The organism is Trinickia sp. (assembly GCF_057351765.1).
In genome coordinates, this window is the sequence record NZ_JBMRBK010000047.1 from 1 (window position 1) to 15,396 (window position 15,396).

Genomic DNA, 15,396 nt, shown 5'->3' on the forward strand with positions numbered 1-15,396 from the left:
ACATCCTCCATGGCAGTACGCATGGTCATCTGGACGGAGCCGTCATAACGCGTGCATTCGAGCACGGCATTCGGCATTTTCTCCGGATGCCGCTTAAGCAAATCGAGCTGCTGCGGATTGCGATGCAGCGCGATCAACGCGTTGCCGATCATGTTCGACGTCGTTTCGTGGCCGGCGATGAACAGCAGGATGACGTTGGAGACGATTTCGTCGTGGGTCAGCGTGTCGCCCGCTTCTTCGACGCGCAGCAGCATGGAGATCAGATCGCTGCCGGGGCGCATGCGGCGGGCTTCGGTGGTTTGACCGAAATACCGTGCGAGTTCGTCATAAGCGGCGCTTGTCTGCGCCAGCGCTTCGGCATTCATCGGTGCGGGATCGAAGACCTTCGCCACTTTGCCGACGGTATCGCCGAGCGCCGTTGCTTCTTCCACGGGAATATCGAGCATCCGGCAGATGATGAGCAGCGGAAGCGGAAAGGCGAATTCGGCTACGAGGTCGGCCTGTTTGCGCGGAGCGAGTCCGTCGACCAGTTCATGGGCCGTGGCGAGTGCCAGTTCGCGCATCGTTTCGACCTGTCGCGCGTTGAATGCCTTCATCATCAGCGCTCGCACGCGCGTGTGCGCCGGCGGATTGAGCATTAAGAACATCCTGCCGACGCCCTGAAACAGCGGCATATTCGGACCATCGTCGCCATAGCGCACGCGGACACTTTCCAAATAGCTCTTGCCCATCGACCTGTTTTGCAGCAGCGCATCGACAATGCCATAGCGCCCGGTCATCAACGCGTTCGGCGCGACGCGTACGAACGGGGCCTGTTCACGCAGTGTTTTGTAGAGCGGGTAGGGATCTTCGAGGAATGCGGGGGTGGACAGATCGGCTAGCTTCATCGAGGTTGGATGAAAAGGGATGGAGAACGTCACGCGGGCAGATGGCAATACGTGGCAACGATGAGCGCGATGATACCCGGCAAACGGTTCACTCGTTTTTCAAGCCATCGACAAATGCCGAAAAGCCGAGCCCGGTCTTGCTGTCCAACCGCGCTGCTCGATCGCCGATCGCGTCCCAATCGAGGTCGGGGCGGTCTTTCCAAAGTGCCATGACGCCTTGGACGGGCGAGATCGCAATGAATTTTCTGCACGTGAAGACGCTCGATACAGTCGACATGAATCGAGCGGCCCACTCGGCGGTCGGCTCGTAGACATTCACCGTCATCACACCGCCCGTGCGCAAGATTCGATGACATTCCCGGTAAAAGTCCGGCGTGTGCAACGCATCGACCGGGCGGTAGCCCTCGCCGAACGCATCCGACAGAATCAAGTCGCACTGTTCGTCGCCATGGTTTCGAACAAAGTCGGCGCCATCCTGGACCACTACACGCAATCGATCGTCGTCAGGGGGAAGCCCGAAATGCGTGCGCGCGAGTTCGACCACTTCTGCGTCTATCTCCAATCCAATCGTTCGCAGCTCGGGCAGGTATCGGTGAATGAATTTGGCCTGCTGGCCTCCGCCGAGTCCGATCAGCAACACGTCGGTCGCTGAGGGGATGAAGGCCAGCGGCAGCAACATCTTTCGCGTGTAGAGAGCGGGAAGATCGTTCGGCTGCGCGAGTTCCATGACCGTCATGGCACCGTTCTCGTCGTTCGCCAAATGCAGAAAGAGGCGCCCATCGCTCATCTGGACGCGATATTTCTCCGTCCTCTCCACGCAGGAATCGTCAGCCATCGTTCGGGTAGCCTCAGTCAGTGTTCGACATGAACGAACCCTAATCTGCGCGATGGATTGCTTCGCTGCCACGAGGCGAACATTGCGGTTCGTCAGCGAACCGGGCGCCAGCCGGAAGCGAGCAGCGTTTCCGACGCCTCCTTGACCTCCGCGATCGTCGTATCGCGCGTTGCCGCACGAATGCCCAATCCGAAGTGCCTCGCGACGCCTGCCGCACGGACATCCGCCATGATCGATGCTGGCTGATCCGTCGCACGCCCGGGCCGCGTTTGCGCGTCCCTTACGGCTTGAACGAATACATGGCTGAGTACCGACATCGGCGAATAAGCCCCGCGGATTGTCTCGAAGTTCACGCCGGGTCGCGACGCTAAGCGGACCCATTTCGATGTCGTACGCCGCGCGGTATCTTCGAACGTCCGCATGATTCGCCGATCGTTTTGCATCGCATTCGCCATCTTCCCGACGCCGCTCGCAAACAACCGGGCGCTCGGCTGGGTCAGGGCAAGGTCCAGCGTGACATCGCCTATGACGACCGGCTGATACGGGCTGCCGTCCTGCGTAGGCGGCGAATTCGACGCGACATGCGGCCCCTGACGACGAGAGTCCTCGGCAAGTATTGCGGGCCCCTCCGCCCATGAGTCGAGAATCACCTGTTGTCCTGCGCCGCGCCTTCGTTCGACGTTCGCCCACGTATGTGGAAAAGGCGAATAGGCCCCGACGATCGTCAGCATCTCTCGTGCGCCCGCTTTTGGCGCATGCTGGACCAGCGACACATAGGCATGAGCGTCGCAGTATCCGCTTTCGTTCACGATGGAGCCGGCGGCGAGCGCCATGTAGGAACCCATGGCGGCGACACGGCCTGGGGCATCCCCAGTCAGGCCAGTGATCTCTTCTTGCGGCAGCGTATTCGATAGACGCACGCCGGCCGGGTCTTTGCTACGGCTCTGGAGCACCGATTGCAGCGCGCGCTGCCCTTCGAGTGCGGCCTGCGAGCGGCCCACCGCCACGAAATTCGTTTTCCGGTTGTCGTCGATGACGTTGCCGCGCCCTTTGCCGAGGATCGCCCTGGTTTCCGTCAGCGTGTCTTGCCCGTCGATCAGCGAGGCGGCGTCTTGCGCATCGATCGTTCTTCGAATGGATGCTCGCGCATACAAATATCCGGCGAGCGGTAGACGGGCACGGCCGATCGCCGGTTGCGCGATCTGGGAACCGGATTCGCCCTCGGTGCGATCCGCGCGGGGCCGCAGATTCTCGAAGACGGACGATGTCGCGGCACGCGCCGCGTTGCCGCCCACATGCTGCGCGACGGCGTTCTCGATCGCCGGATTGCTGCTGCTCGTCTGTGAAGACGTAGCGCCTATTCTCTGCACATCAAGACTCCTTAGGACGGCGTCGGTCAAGCTGCCGCCCGGAGCCGATGGCCCGGTTTGCCGCGGGGGGCGTGGGCTCGACGTGCAGCGCGGCGCAAGGCGTCCAACGTAGCTTTGAATAGTGTGTCTATCGATTGCGCTCGGCGAAATAACGGAGAAAAACGCGAGATGACCGCGGTTGCAAACGCACCTCGACGACTGCCATTCGCCGAACTCCCATCTATTTCGCTCGTTGGCCCGAACGGACGCGTGCGCATTGCTAAGGTCGGTCCGTCATCGTTGTAGGCACCGGCCGTCAGCGCGGAGAAAAACATGAGCAAAGATGTGCGCCTTAGCTCTGCGCAACCTCTAACCAATGACGAATCCTCGATAACGAGCGAACGGCGGACTGCAGATAAGGGTGACGGGCGTTCATCGTCCCGGGCACGGAGCGTCTCATCGATGCTGGCGCGGCTCAATCCGCTGCGTCGCGCGGGCAAAAAAGCAGGTGCTGCCGAGAACCCTGGCCCGCTCGCTCAGCCAGTTGCGGCTGCCGCTCTCTTGCAGAGCCAGACGACCGGACGCCCTCGGGCTTCGCTACAAGATTTGCTTGAAGAAGAGGCGCGGCAAGGCACCGCACCTGCTGGAACGACCGGTGCTGCCGCCGAAGCGGAACAGGCGCAATCGGCCCATCGTTCGGATCTCATGACGCCGCAGGCAACGGCGCTCGGGCGCGGCACCGGTGGTCCGAGCCGGTCGCTCGATGTGCTCGCCGAGGACGATGAGGAGGAAGTCGACGATGACAGCGGCACCGAACACGGGCCACCATCCGCAGCCCCTTCGCCGACGCGCGACATGTCTCCACGCGAGGATTTCGGCCTCGCGGGTGGGGTGCATCTTCATCACGTCGAGCGACATGAGGAGCTCCCGCTAGCCGGCTATCTGCTGGCGCGCGAGATCGACGGCCGCGCCGTGCCGGAGCACGAGCTTGGGCGCCTGAGGTCCGCCCACGAAACCGTCGTGCAGACGCGCAAGCTCCTTCCATGGGGACGCGGCAACGTGCGTTCGGACGTCGAAGCCACCGGTGGCGAGTCTCTCGCGCGCGCGTATCTCGCTCAGGAACTGGCCCAGGACCTGGCGAAAGGCAAGGCACCCGGATTCGAAGATGCACCGAACGTTGCAGGTGCGGCGATGTTCGCGCGGGCCGGTGTCTGCAGCAACCACGCTGCTGTCGCCATGCATCTGCACGCTGGGAAGCTGGATGCCCCGGACGAAGCCGTCCATTTCGCAGGGCGCCCGTTGGTCGACCATGCCTGGAGCGAATTGCGCAAGGGCCGGGGCCGCAAGAACGTGATCGTCATGGACGCCTGGGCGGAAGGTTCCGCGGTGTACGCCGAAGACGCGCGCCACACCCGCGTGGCGCTCGGGGTGAAGAGCTACGGCCGCTATGGTGCTTCAAACGGTCCGGCCGCGGCCGACCGGGCCTTCGAGGCGGCGGCGAAACTCACCGAACTTGCGCCTCACGAAACGATCGATGAAATTCGTCACGCGCTCAAGGAGGAGCCGCCGAGCGACAACAAGATGCGCGACGCCCGAACGGTGCTGGACAAGCGGTTCACGCAGCGGGTCGAAAAGAAGATGGCCGCGCCGCTGACGGCGACCCAGGCCCAGCAGATCGGGCGCAATCGTTCGGGACTCGGCGGTGCATTGAAGGGCAGCCTCTCGGCGCTAGGCATCGCGAAGCGCGATCCGAGCGGGCGGCCGCGCGGCGCGGAACTCGAGCGGGAGGCTCGGCAAATTGCGACGCGACGCATGCAGCGGGCTTCGGGCGCGCCGCGTGGAACCGATTGGGCGACGGCTCAACGCGAAGCGAAAGCGCAACTGCGCACCGACTACGCGAAGGCAGAAAAGCGCTTTGCCACCGCGCAGGCAAGCGTTCGAAACGATATCAAGGCAATCGGGGTGGCTCGCTCGCTTGGCTGGGCGGCGACAGTGAAGGATGCCGTCGCCGATGCAAAGGAAATCGTTGCCGCGGCCCGTGATCCGGAGCGTGCGACGCGCGCGCAAACGCTGCCGAAAGCAGGGGCCCCGCAGCAAGACGAGGAGACATGAGCCGAATGCCGGCGCGTGTGGCACAAGTCGCCTTTGCGGCCCTCGGCTCAGTTTCGATAGAGCATATCGACCCCGCGTGCCGCGCAGACATCGTAAAAGTCGCCAGGGTTGAATCCGACAAACGCATCTATCGAAAGCTGGACATCCTGAATCATGGATCGAATTATATGGTCCGTTAAGCTGAACGTATGATTGGTTTCTTCAAGTACAAAATGCAGAGATTTGTGTCGATACGGCGAGTCGTCGACTAACGCGGTGCGCGGACGTAGTAGCAGTTGTTTGAATCGAATCGCCGAATCCTTTCGGCGTGCCAATCGGGTATCGACGCATTCAAATAGCGTGGGCCACGGAATCAAGAGAGTATGGATGGACAGATCGTCCTCCAACACTCGTGCGGTCGTGTGATGCCTGTCTCTTTCGTTGAACAGTGCAATCCAATACCCTGTATCGATAAGAATATTTTTTGCCATCAAAGGTCATCCTCGCCAGGCTCGATCTCCCCATATCCTTGCCATGGAGATGCTTTCCGCTTGCCGATGATGAACCGTCCTTTATTGGAGCCATCGCCATTCGTCCATACTATGTATACGCGATCTGTTTTCGAAAATTCAACGTTTGATTCGAGCTCCGTCTTGATGAAGTCCGGCACGGATTCGTTATCGGCGATATCGACCTTGAAATAGGCGACGCTATCGCCGCATTCCATGGCCTTTACGTTGTCTAGCCACCGATACAGATTGGCGTAATCGCCTTTGACACCGAGATCATAGGAAAGCCAAACCGTTTTTTGCATACGACCGAAACTCCCCAAAACAAATGACGATGCGCGCGTATCCCTGCTACGACGAGGCACTTCTGTCGCTTGGCAACGGTACGGGCTCCACGAGGGTCTCATGTTACCGTCGCTGGCGGAGCGGCGGAGGTCGACCGAAAGTACTAGTCAAATTGGACGTCCTGGTGCCGCGAAGCGCCAGTCCGGCGCCAGGCCCCGCAGACATGGTAGTAGCGATCCAGGTACCGCGACTACCACCATAACCCACTGTTTTTTATCACTTTTTTCATCCATCCAGTACCCCGCGAGCGGTCTGCGTGGCATAATCGACCGAACCGAAACGCCCGTGATTCGATTCACTTCCCCCGCATACCATGCCAAAGACTCTTTACGACAAGCTCTGGGATTCGCACGTCGTTCACACCGAAGAAGACGGCACCACCCTGCTTTACATCGATCGCCAACTGCTGCATGAAGTCACGAGCCCGCAAGCGTTCGAAGGCCTCAAGCTGGCCGAGCGTCCCGTCTGGCGCGTCAGCGCGAACCTGGCGGTGTCGGACCACAACGTGCCGACCACGGACCGCAGCCACGGCATTGCCGATCCGGTTTCGAAGCTGCAAGTCGATACGCTCGACGCCAACTGCGACGCCTTCGGCATCACCCAGTTCAAGATGAACGACCTGCGTCAGGGCATCGTTCATATCATCGGGCCCGAACAAGGCGCGACGCTGCCAGGCATGACGATCGTCTGCGGAGATTCGCACACGTCGACGCACGGCGCATTCGGCGCGCTTGCGCACGGCATCGGCACGTCGGAAGTGGAGCACGTGCTTGCCACGCAAACGCTGCTGCAGAAAAAGAGCAAGAACATGCTCGTCAAAGTCGAGGGGCAACTGCCGCGCGGCTGTACGGCGAAAGACATCGTGCTCGCGATCATCGGCAAGATCGGTACCGCGGGCGGCACCGGCTATGCCATCGAATTCGGCGGCTCGACCATTCGCGCACTCTCGATGGAAGGCCGCATGACCGTCTGCAACATGGCGATCGAAGCGGGCGCACGCGCCGGCATGGTCGCCGTGGACGACACGACGATCGACTACCTGAAAGGCCGCCCGTTCTCGCCGCAGGGCGCCGAATGGGACGTCGCCGTCGAGTACTGGCGCACGTTCACATCGGACCCGGGTGCCGTGTTCGATCGCGTGGTCGAACTCGATGCGACTCAGATCGTGCCGCAAGTCACGTGGGGCACCTCGCCTGAAATGGTCACGCCGATCGATTCGCGCGTGCCCGATCCCGAGCGCGAGAAAGACCCCGTCAAACGCGCGGCGATGGAACGGGCGCTGCAATATATGGCGCTCGAGCCGAACGTGCCGATGGAATCGATCAAGCTCGACAAGATCTTCATCGGCTCGTGCACGAACGCGCGCATCGAAGATCTGCGTGCCGCGGCGTATGTCGTCAAGAAACTCGGCCGCAAGGTGGCATCCAATATCCGGCTCGCGATGGTCGTCCCGGGCTCGGGTCTCGTGAAGGCGCAAGCCGAGCGCGAAGGGCTCGACAAGGTGTTCCGGGAAGCAGGTTTCGAGTGGCGCGAGCCGGGCTGCTCGATGTGCCTCGCGATGAACGCCGACAGGCTGGAGCCGGGCGAGCGCTGCGCCTCCACGTCGAATCGCAATTTCGAAGGGCGGCAGGGCGCGGGCGGCCGCACCCATCTCGTGAGCCCGGCGATGGCGGCTGCCGCGGCCATCGAGGGACATTTCGTCGATATTCGCAAGCTGGGCTGAGGCGGAGCAACTGAACATGGATAAGTTCATCGTACATACGGGCATCGTCGCTCCCCTCGATCGTGAAAACGTCGATACGGACGCGATCATGCCGAAGCAGTTTTTGAAGTCGATCAAGCGCGCGGGCTTCGGTCCGAATCTGTTCGACGAGTGGCGCTATCTCGACCACGGCGAGCCGGGACAGGACAATTCGCGCCGCCCGCTCAACCCCGATTTCGTGCTCAATCAGCCGCGCTATCAAGGCGCGTCGGTTCTGCTCGCACGCAAGAATTTCGGCTGCGGCAGCTCGCGCGAACACGCGCCTTGGGCGTTGGAACAATACGGCTTTCGTGCGCTGATCGCGCCGAGTTTTGCCGATATTTTCTTCAACAACTGCTTCAAGAACGGTCTGCTTCCGATCGTCCTGACGGAGCAGCAGGTCGATCACCTGTTCAACGAGACGTATGCGTTCAACGGCTATCAACTAACGATCGATCTCGCTGCGCAATGCGTTCGCACGCCGGACGGCCGCGAATATTCGTTCGAAGTCGACGCGTTCCGTAAGTACTGCTTATTGAACGGCCTCGACGACATCGGGCTGACGCTGCGGCAGGCCGACAAGATCCGCGCGTTCGAGGCGGAGCGGCTGGCAAAGCAGCCGTGGCTCGCTCACCGGATCGTCGGCTGAACTTCCCTCGGGGCCCGCGGTTCAAGTGGCTGCGGCAGTCCCTCAGACAACCCAACATCACGTACACAGGAAGGATGCATGAAGATTGCAGTGCTGCCCGGTGACGGCATCGGTCCGGAAATCGTCAAGGAAGCGGTCAAAGTGCTCGGCGCGCTCGGCGAGTCGTTCGAACTCGAGGAGGCGCCCGTCGGCGGCGCCGGCTACGAGGCACATGGCCACCCGCTGCCCGAGTCCACACTTGCGCTCGCGAAGGAGGCGGATGCCATCCTGTTCGGCGCCGTCGGCGATTGGAAATACGATTCGCTCGAACGCGCATTGCGTCCCGAGCAGGCCATTCTCGGTCTGCGCAAGCATCTGCAGCTCTTTGCCAACTTCCGTCCGGCGATCTGCTATCCCCAGCTGACCGGCGCATCGTCGCTCAAGCCCGAGATCGTCTCGGGGCTCGACATCCTGATCGTGCGCGAGCTCAACGGCGACATCTATTTCGGCGCGCCGCGCGGCATTCGCCCGGCACCCGACGGTGCATTCGAAGGGGAGCGCGAAGGCTTCGACACGATGCGCTACTCCGAGCCCGAAGTGCGCCGCATCGCGCATGTCGCGTTCCAGGCGGCGCAAAAGCGCGGCAAGCGGCTGACTTCGGTGGACAAGGCGAACGTGCTCGAAACGTCGCAGCTCTGGAAGGAAGTCATGATCGAGGTCGCCAAGGCGTACCCCGACGTGGAGCTTTCGCATATGTACGTCGACAATGCGGCGATGCAGCTCGTCAAGGCGCCGAAGTCGTTCGATGTGATCGTCACGGGCAACATGTTCGGCGACATCCTGTCGGACGAAGCGGCGATGTTGACGGGATCGATCGGCATGCTGCCGTCGGCTTCGCTCGACAAGAACAACAAGGGTCTTTACGAGCCCTCGCATGGTTCGGCGCCCGATATCGCGGGCAAGGGCGTGGCCAATCCGCTCGCCACGATTCTGTCGGCCGCGATGATGCTGCGCTATTCGCTGAACAAGGCGGAGCAAGCCGAGCGCATCGAAAAGGCGGTGCAAAAGGTGCTCGAAGCCGGATACCGGACGGGCGACATCGCGACACCGGGCTGCCGCCAGGTCGGCACGGCCGAGATGGGCGATGCGGTGCGCGCGGCATTGTAAGGACGTTTTCGTGTAGACTGTCGCGATGCTGCGAATCCCCTCTATCCCCTCGATAGCAACGCTCGTTGGCGCAACGCTCGGTGCGCAGGGATTCGCCATTGCCGGCGCCATTGGCGTGGCCGGCATCATTTCGATCAAAACGATTACCCCCAAAACGATCACGAAAAGCTGATCGTCCGCCGTGTCCGCCCGTCTTCCCCGCGCGGTCACGCCGGGCAAGGTTGCGGGGAAGCGTCCATTCGAAGGGATAATCATGAACGTAGGTCTCGTAGGTTGGCGCGGTATGGTCGGCAGCGTCCTGATGCAGCGTATGCAGCAAGAGGGCGATTTCGAGCTGATCGAGCCCGTTTTTTTCAGCACGAGCAACGCGGGCGGCAAAGCGCCGGCGTTCGCCAGGAACGAGACCCGGCTCAAAGACGCGACGAATATCGATGAGCTGAAAAAGTGCGATGTCGTCATCACGTGCCAGGGCGGCGACTACACGAACGAGGTCTTTCCGAAGCTGCGGGCGGCGGGCTGGAACGGATACTGGATCGATGCCGCATCGTCACTGCGGATGAAAGACGATGCCGTCATCATTCTCGATCCCGTGAACCTCGACGTCATCAAGGATGCGCTCGTCAAGGGCACGAAAAATTTCATCGGCGGCAACTGCACCGTCAGCTTGATGCTGATGGCGCTGGGCGGCCTCTTCCGCGAAAACCTCGTCGACTGGATGACGGCCATGACCTATCAGGCCGCATCGGGTGCCGGCGCGCAGAACATGCGTGAGCTGCTCGCGCAAATGGGCACGCTGCATGGCGCGGCCAAGGATGCGCTGGCCGATCCGTCGTCGGCCATTCTCGATATCGACCGCAGCGTGCTGGCGGCGATGACGAGCGACGCCATGCCGACCGACCACTTCGGCGTGCCGCTTGCCGGCTCGCTGATCCCGTGGATCGACAAGGACCTCGGCAACGGCATGTCCAAGGAAGAATGGAAGGGCGGCGCCGAGACGAACAAGATTCTGGGCAAGCCCGCGATGGGACAGCCGGGCTCGATTCCTGTCGACGGTCTTTGCGTGCGTATCGGTGCGATGCGGTGCCATTCGCAGGCGCTGACGATCAAGCTCAAGAAGGACGTCCCGCTCGACGAGATCGACGGCATCCTCGCGTCCGCCAACGATTGGGTGAAGGTCGTGCCGAACGAGCGCGAAGCGTCGATGCGCGAACTGTCGCCGGCCGTGGTCACGGGCACGCTTTCGGTGCCGGTCGGGCGGCTGCGCAAGCTGGCGATGGGCGGCGAATATCTATCGGCATTCACGGTGGGCGATCAGTTGCTCTGGGGCGCCGCGGAGCCGCTGCGCCGCATGCTGCGGATTTTGCTCGACAAGTGAAGCGTCATCGCAGGCTGGCGCGGTGGTCTTGCCGCGCTTCCTAACGTAAACTACGCGTTTGCGGCGTAGGACTGTAAAGGCGTCGCGCCGGTCGCGGCGCTTTTTTTTTGCCGATGGCGGTGAGCGCTTCTCCTGTCGGCCCGGAGGAAGTGCGGCAGGTGCTTCGAGCACCCATGGCCTCATGCAGAGCACATGTTCCAACCCATGCAAAGCTGCCGTATCAGATATTGTCCCTTTCCAAACGACATTCATGGCCGCGCCGCGATGCGCGGAACAACCACATGACAGCACGTTCGACCTCTCGCGCGCCTGTGTTGCGGACTGATGCCGATGCGCCGTACGCGCGCGGCGCGGCCGTTGGCATCGCCACTGCCACGGTGTTCGCGATTGCGGTCGCCACGACGGTCTTCGCGTCGCCGCGGGCCTTCGCAGCCGATTCGGCGAGCGCAGCCGCGGCGGCATCCGTCCCGGGTGCCGAGTCCGCGACCCAGGTTACGGTGAAGCCCGGGCAATCGCTGAACGACGTTGCCATTGCCGTCACGCAATCGCACGATCGCGCCGTGTTGTCTCGCGCGTCGAAAGCGATTTTCGATGCGAACCCTTCCTCGTTCATGCGAGGCGATCCGAGCCTCATGAAGCTCGGCGCGATCCTCACTATCCCGCCGCTCGATTCGACGGGGGCCGTCGTTGCCCAGGCTCCCGCGCCGGCGAGCGCGCCCAGCGCTGCCTCCGCGCCTGCCGCAACTGCGGCGAGCGCATCTCGCGGCGCAACGCCTGCGCCGTCAGGCGTTGCTGCGTCGTCGTCGGGCGCCAGCGTGCCCGCGCACGGGGCGCGCCCCGAAGCAAGCGCCGTGGGCGGGGCGGTGGCGTCGCCGAACGCCGCCAGCGCGCCGGGCGAGCCGGCGGCGCCTCGGGCCGCCGCGCAGTCTCCGAACGGTGCGGCGCCGGCAAGCACTCCGGCGGCGCCGGCCGCGGGCGCTCACGCCTGGACTGGAGCTATTCAGCAGGCGCCGACCGTTCCGGCGGCGTCCGAGGCATCGGGGGCTGGCGCGAGCGGGTCAGCCGCATCCGTGCCCGGCGCCGCATCGACGGCAGCGGTCGCGACGGCGCCGGCTAGCGCTCCCGCAACGGCGGCACGCCCGCATCCGTTCTCGAGTCTGCAGCAGCTGCTCGCGTTCAAGAACCGCGTGTTGATGGATCTGCAACGGCACGGGTTCGGCTCGAAAGCCGCACGGGAATCGGGCAGCTCAGCGGCTGCGAGCGGCGCGTCGGTTGCCGTGCCAGCGCAGGCCCCCAAGCAGACCGGGCCGGCGGCCGTGCCGGCGCCGCGTGCGCCGCAATCGGGCGAGCGTTTCATCGGTATCGGCGGCTACGGCATCAGCGTCGCGCGCGCGTCGGTACCGGCGATCGCAGCAGTTGCGTCGGCTGTCGTCGCGGCGTTGCTCGTCCTGATCGTTGCCCTCGCGATGAGCGGGCGCAAACGCCGTGCGGCGCGCGCGACGGCCGCGCCGGCACCGGCACCGGCGTCGGGAACTGCGTCGGCAGGTGCAGCCGTCGAGCGCGAGCCCGTACCGGCGCACGCCGAGGGGCCGCGAGACCCGGTCGAGGCCGAGCACCTGTCCACGCTGGCGCGCACGCCGACGAGCAAGCGCGCACTGATGGGTCTCGCCGGACATTACGCCGAACGCGGTAACGCGCGCGGCTTCGACGAAATCGCCCAGCGCATCATGCATTTGTCGGGCGGACGCGGGCCGAATTGGCTGCATATCGCGGCGCTCGGGCGGCAGCTCGACCCGCACAATCCGCTGTACGCCATTTCCGCGGAGCAGACCGAGGATACGCTCGACGAATCGGTGGCCGGCGAGGACGTGCTGCCGCCGCATTCGGCGCGAGCTCAAAGCGACGAGCACGAGTCGGACGTCGAAGTGAAATTGTCGGGAGCCGGGTATCCGGATTTGCCGGCGGAATCGTCGACTATCGAGACGGAGGAAGCCGAATCGAGCACGCATGCTGCCGCCGAGGCGCCGCGCGAGCCGCATGAGGACGAGGCAGCCGTCCGCCCCGCGCCATCGCCCGAGGCCAGCGAAGAGGCCCCGACCGTCCAGCGGGCCGCCGGTCCGGAGGAACGGACAGTGGCAGGCATGCGCGAGCCGCGTTTCCCCGAAGAAGCGATTGCAGCACTCAACGATCTCGATCTGGGGCTGCCGCCGCGCGTCGAAGCGGCGCCGGGGCACGGCGCGGAACCCACGCGGCATGAGGACGGAATGGCGCAAACGGGCGCTGCCGAACGGATCGAGCCTGGGTTCACGGCCGAGCCGGAAGACGCGCGCGGTCCAGAGCCGGAGCAGGAACCGCACGATGCTCAAGCGCATCTCCCAGCGCACGACGCTGAACCCGGGCACCCGCCCGGATTCGCGGATCATGTCGAGCACGAGCACGAGCACGAGCACGAGCACGAGCACGAGCACGAGCCGGAACCCGATCTCGATCGCGACCCCGAGCCTCACGCGGCGCCCGCGTCCGAAGCCATTGGCGAACCCGAATCCCCGCCAAAGACCCAGCACGAGCCGACCCACGAGCCGGCCGCGGCCATGCCCCCTGCCGTAGCCGGTCTCGGGGCGGCGCGTTTCGGCCCGCTCAAGCTCGCATTCGACCTGGACCTGCCGGCTGACGATTCAACCGGGGCCGCGGCGTCGACACCGCCGCAACCCGCGTTCACCCCCGAAGAGATTGCGAGGATCGCACGCAACAAGCTCGAGCTGGCGGCTGAATATATCGAGCTCGGCGATCTGGGCGGCGCCCGCACGCTGATCCATGAGGTGATCGAATCGAACGATCCGGCGACGCGAGACGACGCGCGTGCGCTGCTCGCGACGCTCGCGCCGCTTTCCTGAAGGACCGCGTTCGCCAATGCGCATCGCTCTGGGCATTCAATACGACGGCACGGCATTCAACGGCTGGCAATCGCAGCCGCACGGCAAGACCGTTCAGGACGTGCTCGAGCGCGCATTGGCCGAGTTCGCGCGTACGCCGCTGCAGACCGTCGTGGCCGGGCGAACCGATACGGGCGTGCACGGCCTCGGGCAGGTCGTTCATTTCGATACCGAACTCGACCGGACGGCATTTTCATGGGTGCGGGGCACGAACGCGTTCTTGCCGCGCACGGTAGCCGTGCAATGGGCGAAGCCCATGCCGGATACGTTTCACGCGCGGTTTTCCGCGTTCGAGCGCACCTACTACTATGTGTTGCATGTGCATCCGGTGCGCTCCCCGATGCTCGCGGGCCGCGCAGGCTGGATCCATACGCCGCTCGACATCGACGCGATGCGCGAGGCGTCGCGATGTCTGATCGGCGAGCACGATTTTTCGGCGTTTCGTTCGTCCGAGTGTCAGTCGAAAACGCCGGTCAAGCATCTGTATCAGATCGACATCCGGGCCGCGGGCGAGATCGTTCATTTGCGTTTTCGAGCCAACGCGTTCCTGCATCATATGGTGCGCAACCTGATGGGTTGCCTCGTGGCGGTCGGGCGGGGGCGCTATCCCGCCGCCTGGATGGCCGATGTGCTGGCGAGCCGGGACCGCGGCCGCGCAGCGCCCACTTTCATGCCCGAGGGGCTTTATCTGGCGCGCGTGGGATATCCCGAGCCGTTCGCGGTGCCGCCCGCGTCGCTCGGCAGCATGCCTTTCGGCGGTATTTGGAGCGAATGACATGAACTCAACGACAGCAGCCTCGCCGGAACCGGCAGGCCACATGCCGCATCGCACCCGCATCAAGCTGTGCGGGCTGTCGCGTCGCAGCGATATCGCGCTCGCGGTCGAGTTGGGTGCCGACGCGATCGGCCTCGTCTTCTACCCGCCGAGCCCGCGGGCGGTCGGCGTGGCCGAGGCGATCAACCTCGTGGCGGGATTGCCGCCTTTCGTGACGGCCGTCGGGCTGTTCGTCAACGCCACCGAGGAATGGATCGGCGAAGTGACCAGCAACGTGCCGCTTGGCATGCTGCAGTTCCACGGCGACGAGACGCCGGGGCAATGCGAACGGCTCGGCAACGTCGCCGGTTTGCCGTGGCTGCGCGCGCTACGCATCGCGGCCGAGACAACGCCGGCCGATTTGGTAGAATCGGCGCTTAACTATTCAGCAGCCGGCGGCCTGCTTTTCGATACCCATGTCGAAGGCTATGGCGGCGGCGGGAAGACTTTCGATTGGTCACTTATCCCTGCAGAGCTCGCGCGTCGGGCCGTTTTGAGTGGTGGGTTGAACGCGCAAAACGTCGGTGAGGCGATTCATCGCTTGCGCCCGTATGCGGTCGATGTCTCCAGCGGCATCGAAGTGCCGGGCGCCAAGGGCATGAAGGATCCTGCCCGAATGGCGGCATTCGTGCGCGCGGTGCGCGAGGCGGATGCTCAGTGAATCGACGCGGCGCGGCAAAGCCTTCAGTGGCCCGCGCGCCGCTTCTGCAAGAGTGACGAAT

General features: G+C 63.8%; 13 protein-coding genes. 8 read left to right on the top strand and 5 right to left on the bottom strand.

What is annotated here, in order from left to right; translation table 11 throughout:
* The 3 genes from ACO1XS_RS13065 to ACO1XS_RS13075 form a co-directional block, all read right to left on the bottom strand.
* Positions 1-887: cytochrome P450 (locus ACO1XS_RS13065; protein WP_486390847.1), on the bottom strand; the 887-nt coding region annotated here is incomplete at its 3' end.
* Positions 888-975: 88 nt separating this feature from the next.
* A complete protein-coding gene (locus tag ACO1XS_RS13070; RefSeq protein WP_331571134.1) occupies positions 976-1,722 on the bottom strand; it encodes a spermine/spermidine synthase domain-containing protein in 747 nt (248 codons plus the stop codon).
* Between the two features lie 92 nt (positions 1,723-1,814).
* A complete protein-coding gene (locus ACO1XS_RS13075; protein ID WP_486390848.1) occupies positions 1,815-3,092 on the bottom strand; it encodes a hypothetical protein in 1,278 nt (425 codons plus the stop codon).
* Positions 3,093-3,533: 441 nt separating this feature from the next.
* On the opposite strand from ACO1XS_RS13075, the gene ACO1XS_RS13080 reads away from it, so the two are divergent.
* On the top strand, positions 3,534-5,183 hold the full coding sequence (locus tag ACO1XS_RS13080; protein ID WP_486390849.1) for a hypothetical protein: 1,650 nt from the start codon (positions 3,534-3,536) through the stop codon (positions 5,181-5,183).
* 47 nt (positions 5,184-5,230) lie between these two features.
* Here ACO1XS_RS13080 and ACO1XS_RS13085 read toward each other — a convergent pair whose 3' ends face one another.
* The gene (locus tag ACO1XS_RS13085) at positions 5,231-5,653 is read right to left on the bottom strand and encodes a type II toxin-antitoxin system VapC family toxin (protein ID WP_486390850.1); all 423 of its coding nucleotides are present in this window, start codon (positions 5,651-5,653) and stop codon (positions 5,231-5,233) included.
* On the bottom strand, positions 5,653-5,976 hold the full coding sequence (locus ACO1XS_RS13090; protein ID WP_486390851.1) for a hypothetical protein: 324 nt from the start codon (positions 5,974-5,976) through the stop codon (positions 5,653-5,655). The genes ACO1XS_RS13085 and ACO1XS_RS13090 overlap by 1 nt, the downstream gene beginning before the upstream one ends.
* Positions 5,977-6,329: 353 nt before the next feature.
* On the opposite strand from ACO1XS_RS13090, the gene leuC reads away from it, so the two are divergent.
* From leuC to ACO1XS_RS13125, 7 genes are all read left to right on the top strand, one after another.
* On the top strand, positions 6,330-7,739 hold the full coding sequence (gene leuC / locus ACO1XS_RS13095) for a 3-isopropylmalate dehydratase large subunit (RefSeq protein WP_173256631.1): 1,410 nt from the start codon (positions 6,330-6,332) through the stop codon (positions 7,737-7,739).
* Positions 7,740-7,755: 16 nt separating this feature from the next.
* Positions 7,756-8,406, top strand: a complete 651-nt coding sequence (gene leuD, locus ACO1XS_RS13100; protein ID WP_331573247.1) for a 3-isopropylmalate dehydratase small subunit — start codon at positions 7,756-7,758, stop codon at positions 8,404-8,406.
* 78 nt (positions 8,407-8,484) lie between these two features.
* Positions 8,485-9,552: a 3-isopropylmalate dehydrogenase gene (gene leuB / locus ACO1XS_RS13105; RefSeq protein WP_331573249.1), complete on the top strand. Its 1,068-nt coding sequence runs from the start codon at positions 8,485-8,487 to the stop codon at positions 9,550-9,552.
* A 253-nt stretch (positions 9,553-9,805) separates the two neighbouring features.
* The gene (gene asd, locus ACO1XS_RS13110; RefSeq protein WP_331573251.1) at positions 9,806-10,927 is read left to right on the top strand and encodes an aspartate-semialdehyde dehydrogenase; all 1,122 of its coding nucleotides are present in this window, start codon (positions 9,806-9,808) and stop codon (positions 10,925-10,927) included.
* A 281-nt stretch (positions 10,928-11,208) separates the two neighbouring features.
* Positions 11,209-13,821, top strand: a complete 2,613-nt coding sequence (locus tag ACO1XS_RS13115; RefSeq protein ID WP_486390852.1) for a motility hub landmark protein FimV — start codon at positions 11,209-11,211, stop codon at positions 13,819-13,821.
* A gap of 16 nt (positions 13,822-13,837) precedes the next feature.
* Positions 13,838-14,635 carry a tRNA pseudouridine(38-40) synthase TruA gene (gene truA / locus ACO1XS_RS13120; protein ID WP_331568571.1) on the top strand — a complete coding sequence of 266 codons (798 nt, stop codon included), beginning with the start codon at positions 13,838-13,840 and terminating at the stop codon, positions 14,633-14,635.
* 1 nt (position 14,636) lies between these two features.
* Entirely contained in the window at positions 14,637-15,335 is a 699-nt protein-coding gene (locus ACO1XS_RS13125; protein WP_331568569.1) for a phosphoribosylanthranilate isomerase, read from the top strand.
* Positions 15,336-15,396 lie beyond the last annotated feature (61 nt).

Excerpts from the sequence above, each read along its gene's own strand:
- leuB (WP_331573249.1), top strand. The coding sequence starts at position 8,485 with ATGAAGATTGCAGTGCTGCCCGGTGACGGCATCGGTCCGGAAATCGTC.
- ACO1XS_RS13090 (WP_486390851.1), bottom strand. The coding sequence starts at position 5,976 with ATGCAAAAAACGGTTTGGCTTTCCTATGATCTCGGTGTCAAAGGCGAT.
- ACO1XS_RS13125 (WP_331568569.1), top strand. The coding sequence starts at position 14,637 with ATGAACTCAACGACAGCAGCCTCGCCGGAACCGGCAGGCCACATGCCG.
- leuD (WP_331573247.1), top strand. The coding sequence starts at position 7,756 with ATGGATAAGTTCATCGTACATACGGGCATCGTCGCTCCCCTCGATCGT.
- ACO1XS_RS13115 (WP_486390852.1), top strand. The coding sequence starts at position 11,209 with ATGACAGCACGTTCGACCTCTCGCGCGCCTGTGTTGCGGACTGATGCC.
- ACO1XS_RS13085 (WP_486390850.1), bottom strand. The coding sequence starts at position 5,653 with ATGGCAAAAAATATTCTTATCGATACAGGGTATTGGATTGCACTGTTC.
- leuC (WP_173256631.1), top strand. The coding sequence starts at position 6,330 with ATGCCAAAGACTCTTTACGACAAGCTCTGGGATTCGCACGTCGTTCAC.
- truA (WP_331568571.1), top strand. The coding sequence starts at position 13,838 with ATGCGCATCGCTCTGGGCATTCAATACGACGGCACGGCATTCAACGGC.
- ACO1XS_RS13080 (WP_486390849.1), top strand. The coding sequence starts at position 3,534 with ATGCTGGCGCGGCTCAATCCGCTGCGTCGCGCGGGCAAAAAAGCAGGT.
- ACO1XS_RS13070 (WP_331571134.1), bottom strand. The coding sequence starts at position 1,722 with ATGGCTGACGATTCCTGCGTGGAGAGGACGGAGAAATATCGCGTCCAG.
- asd (WP_331573251.1), top strand. The coding sequence starts at position 9,806 with ATGAACGTAGGTCTCGTAGGTTGGCGCGGTATGGTCGGCAGCGTCCTG.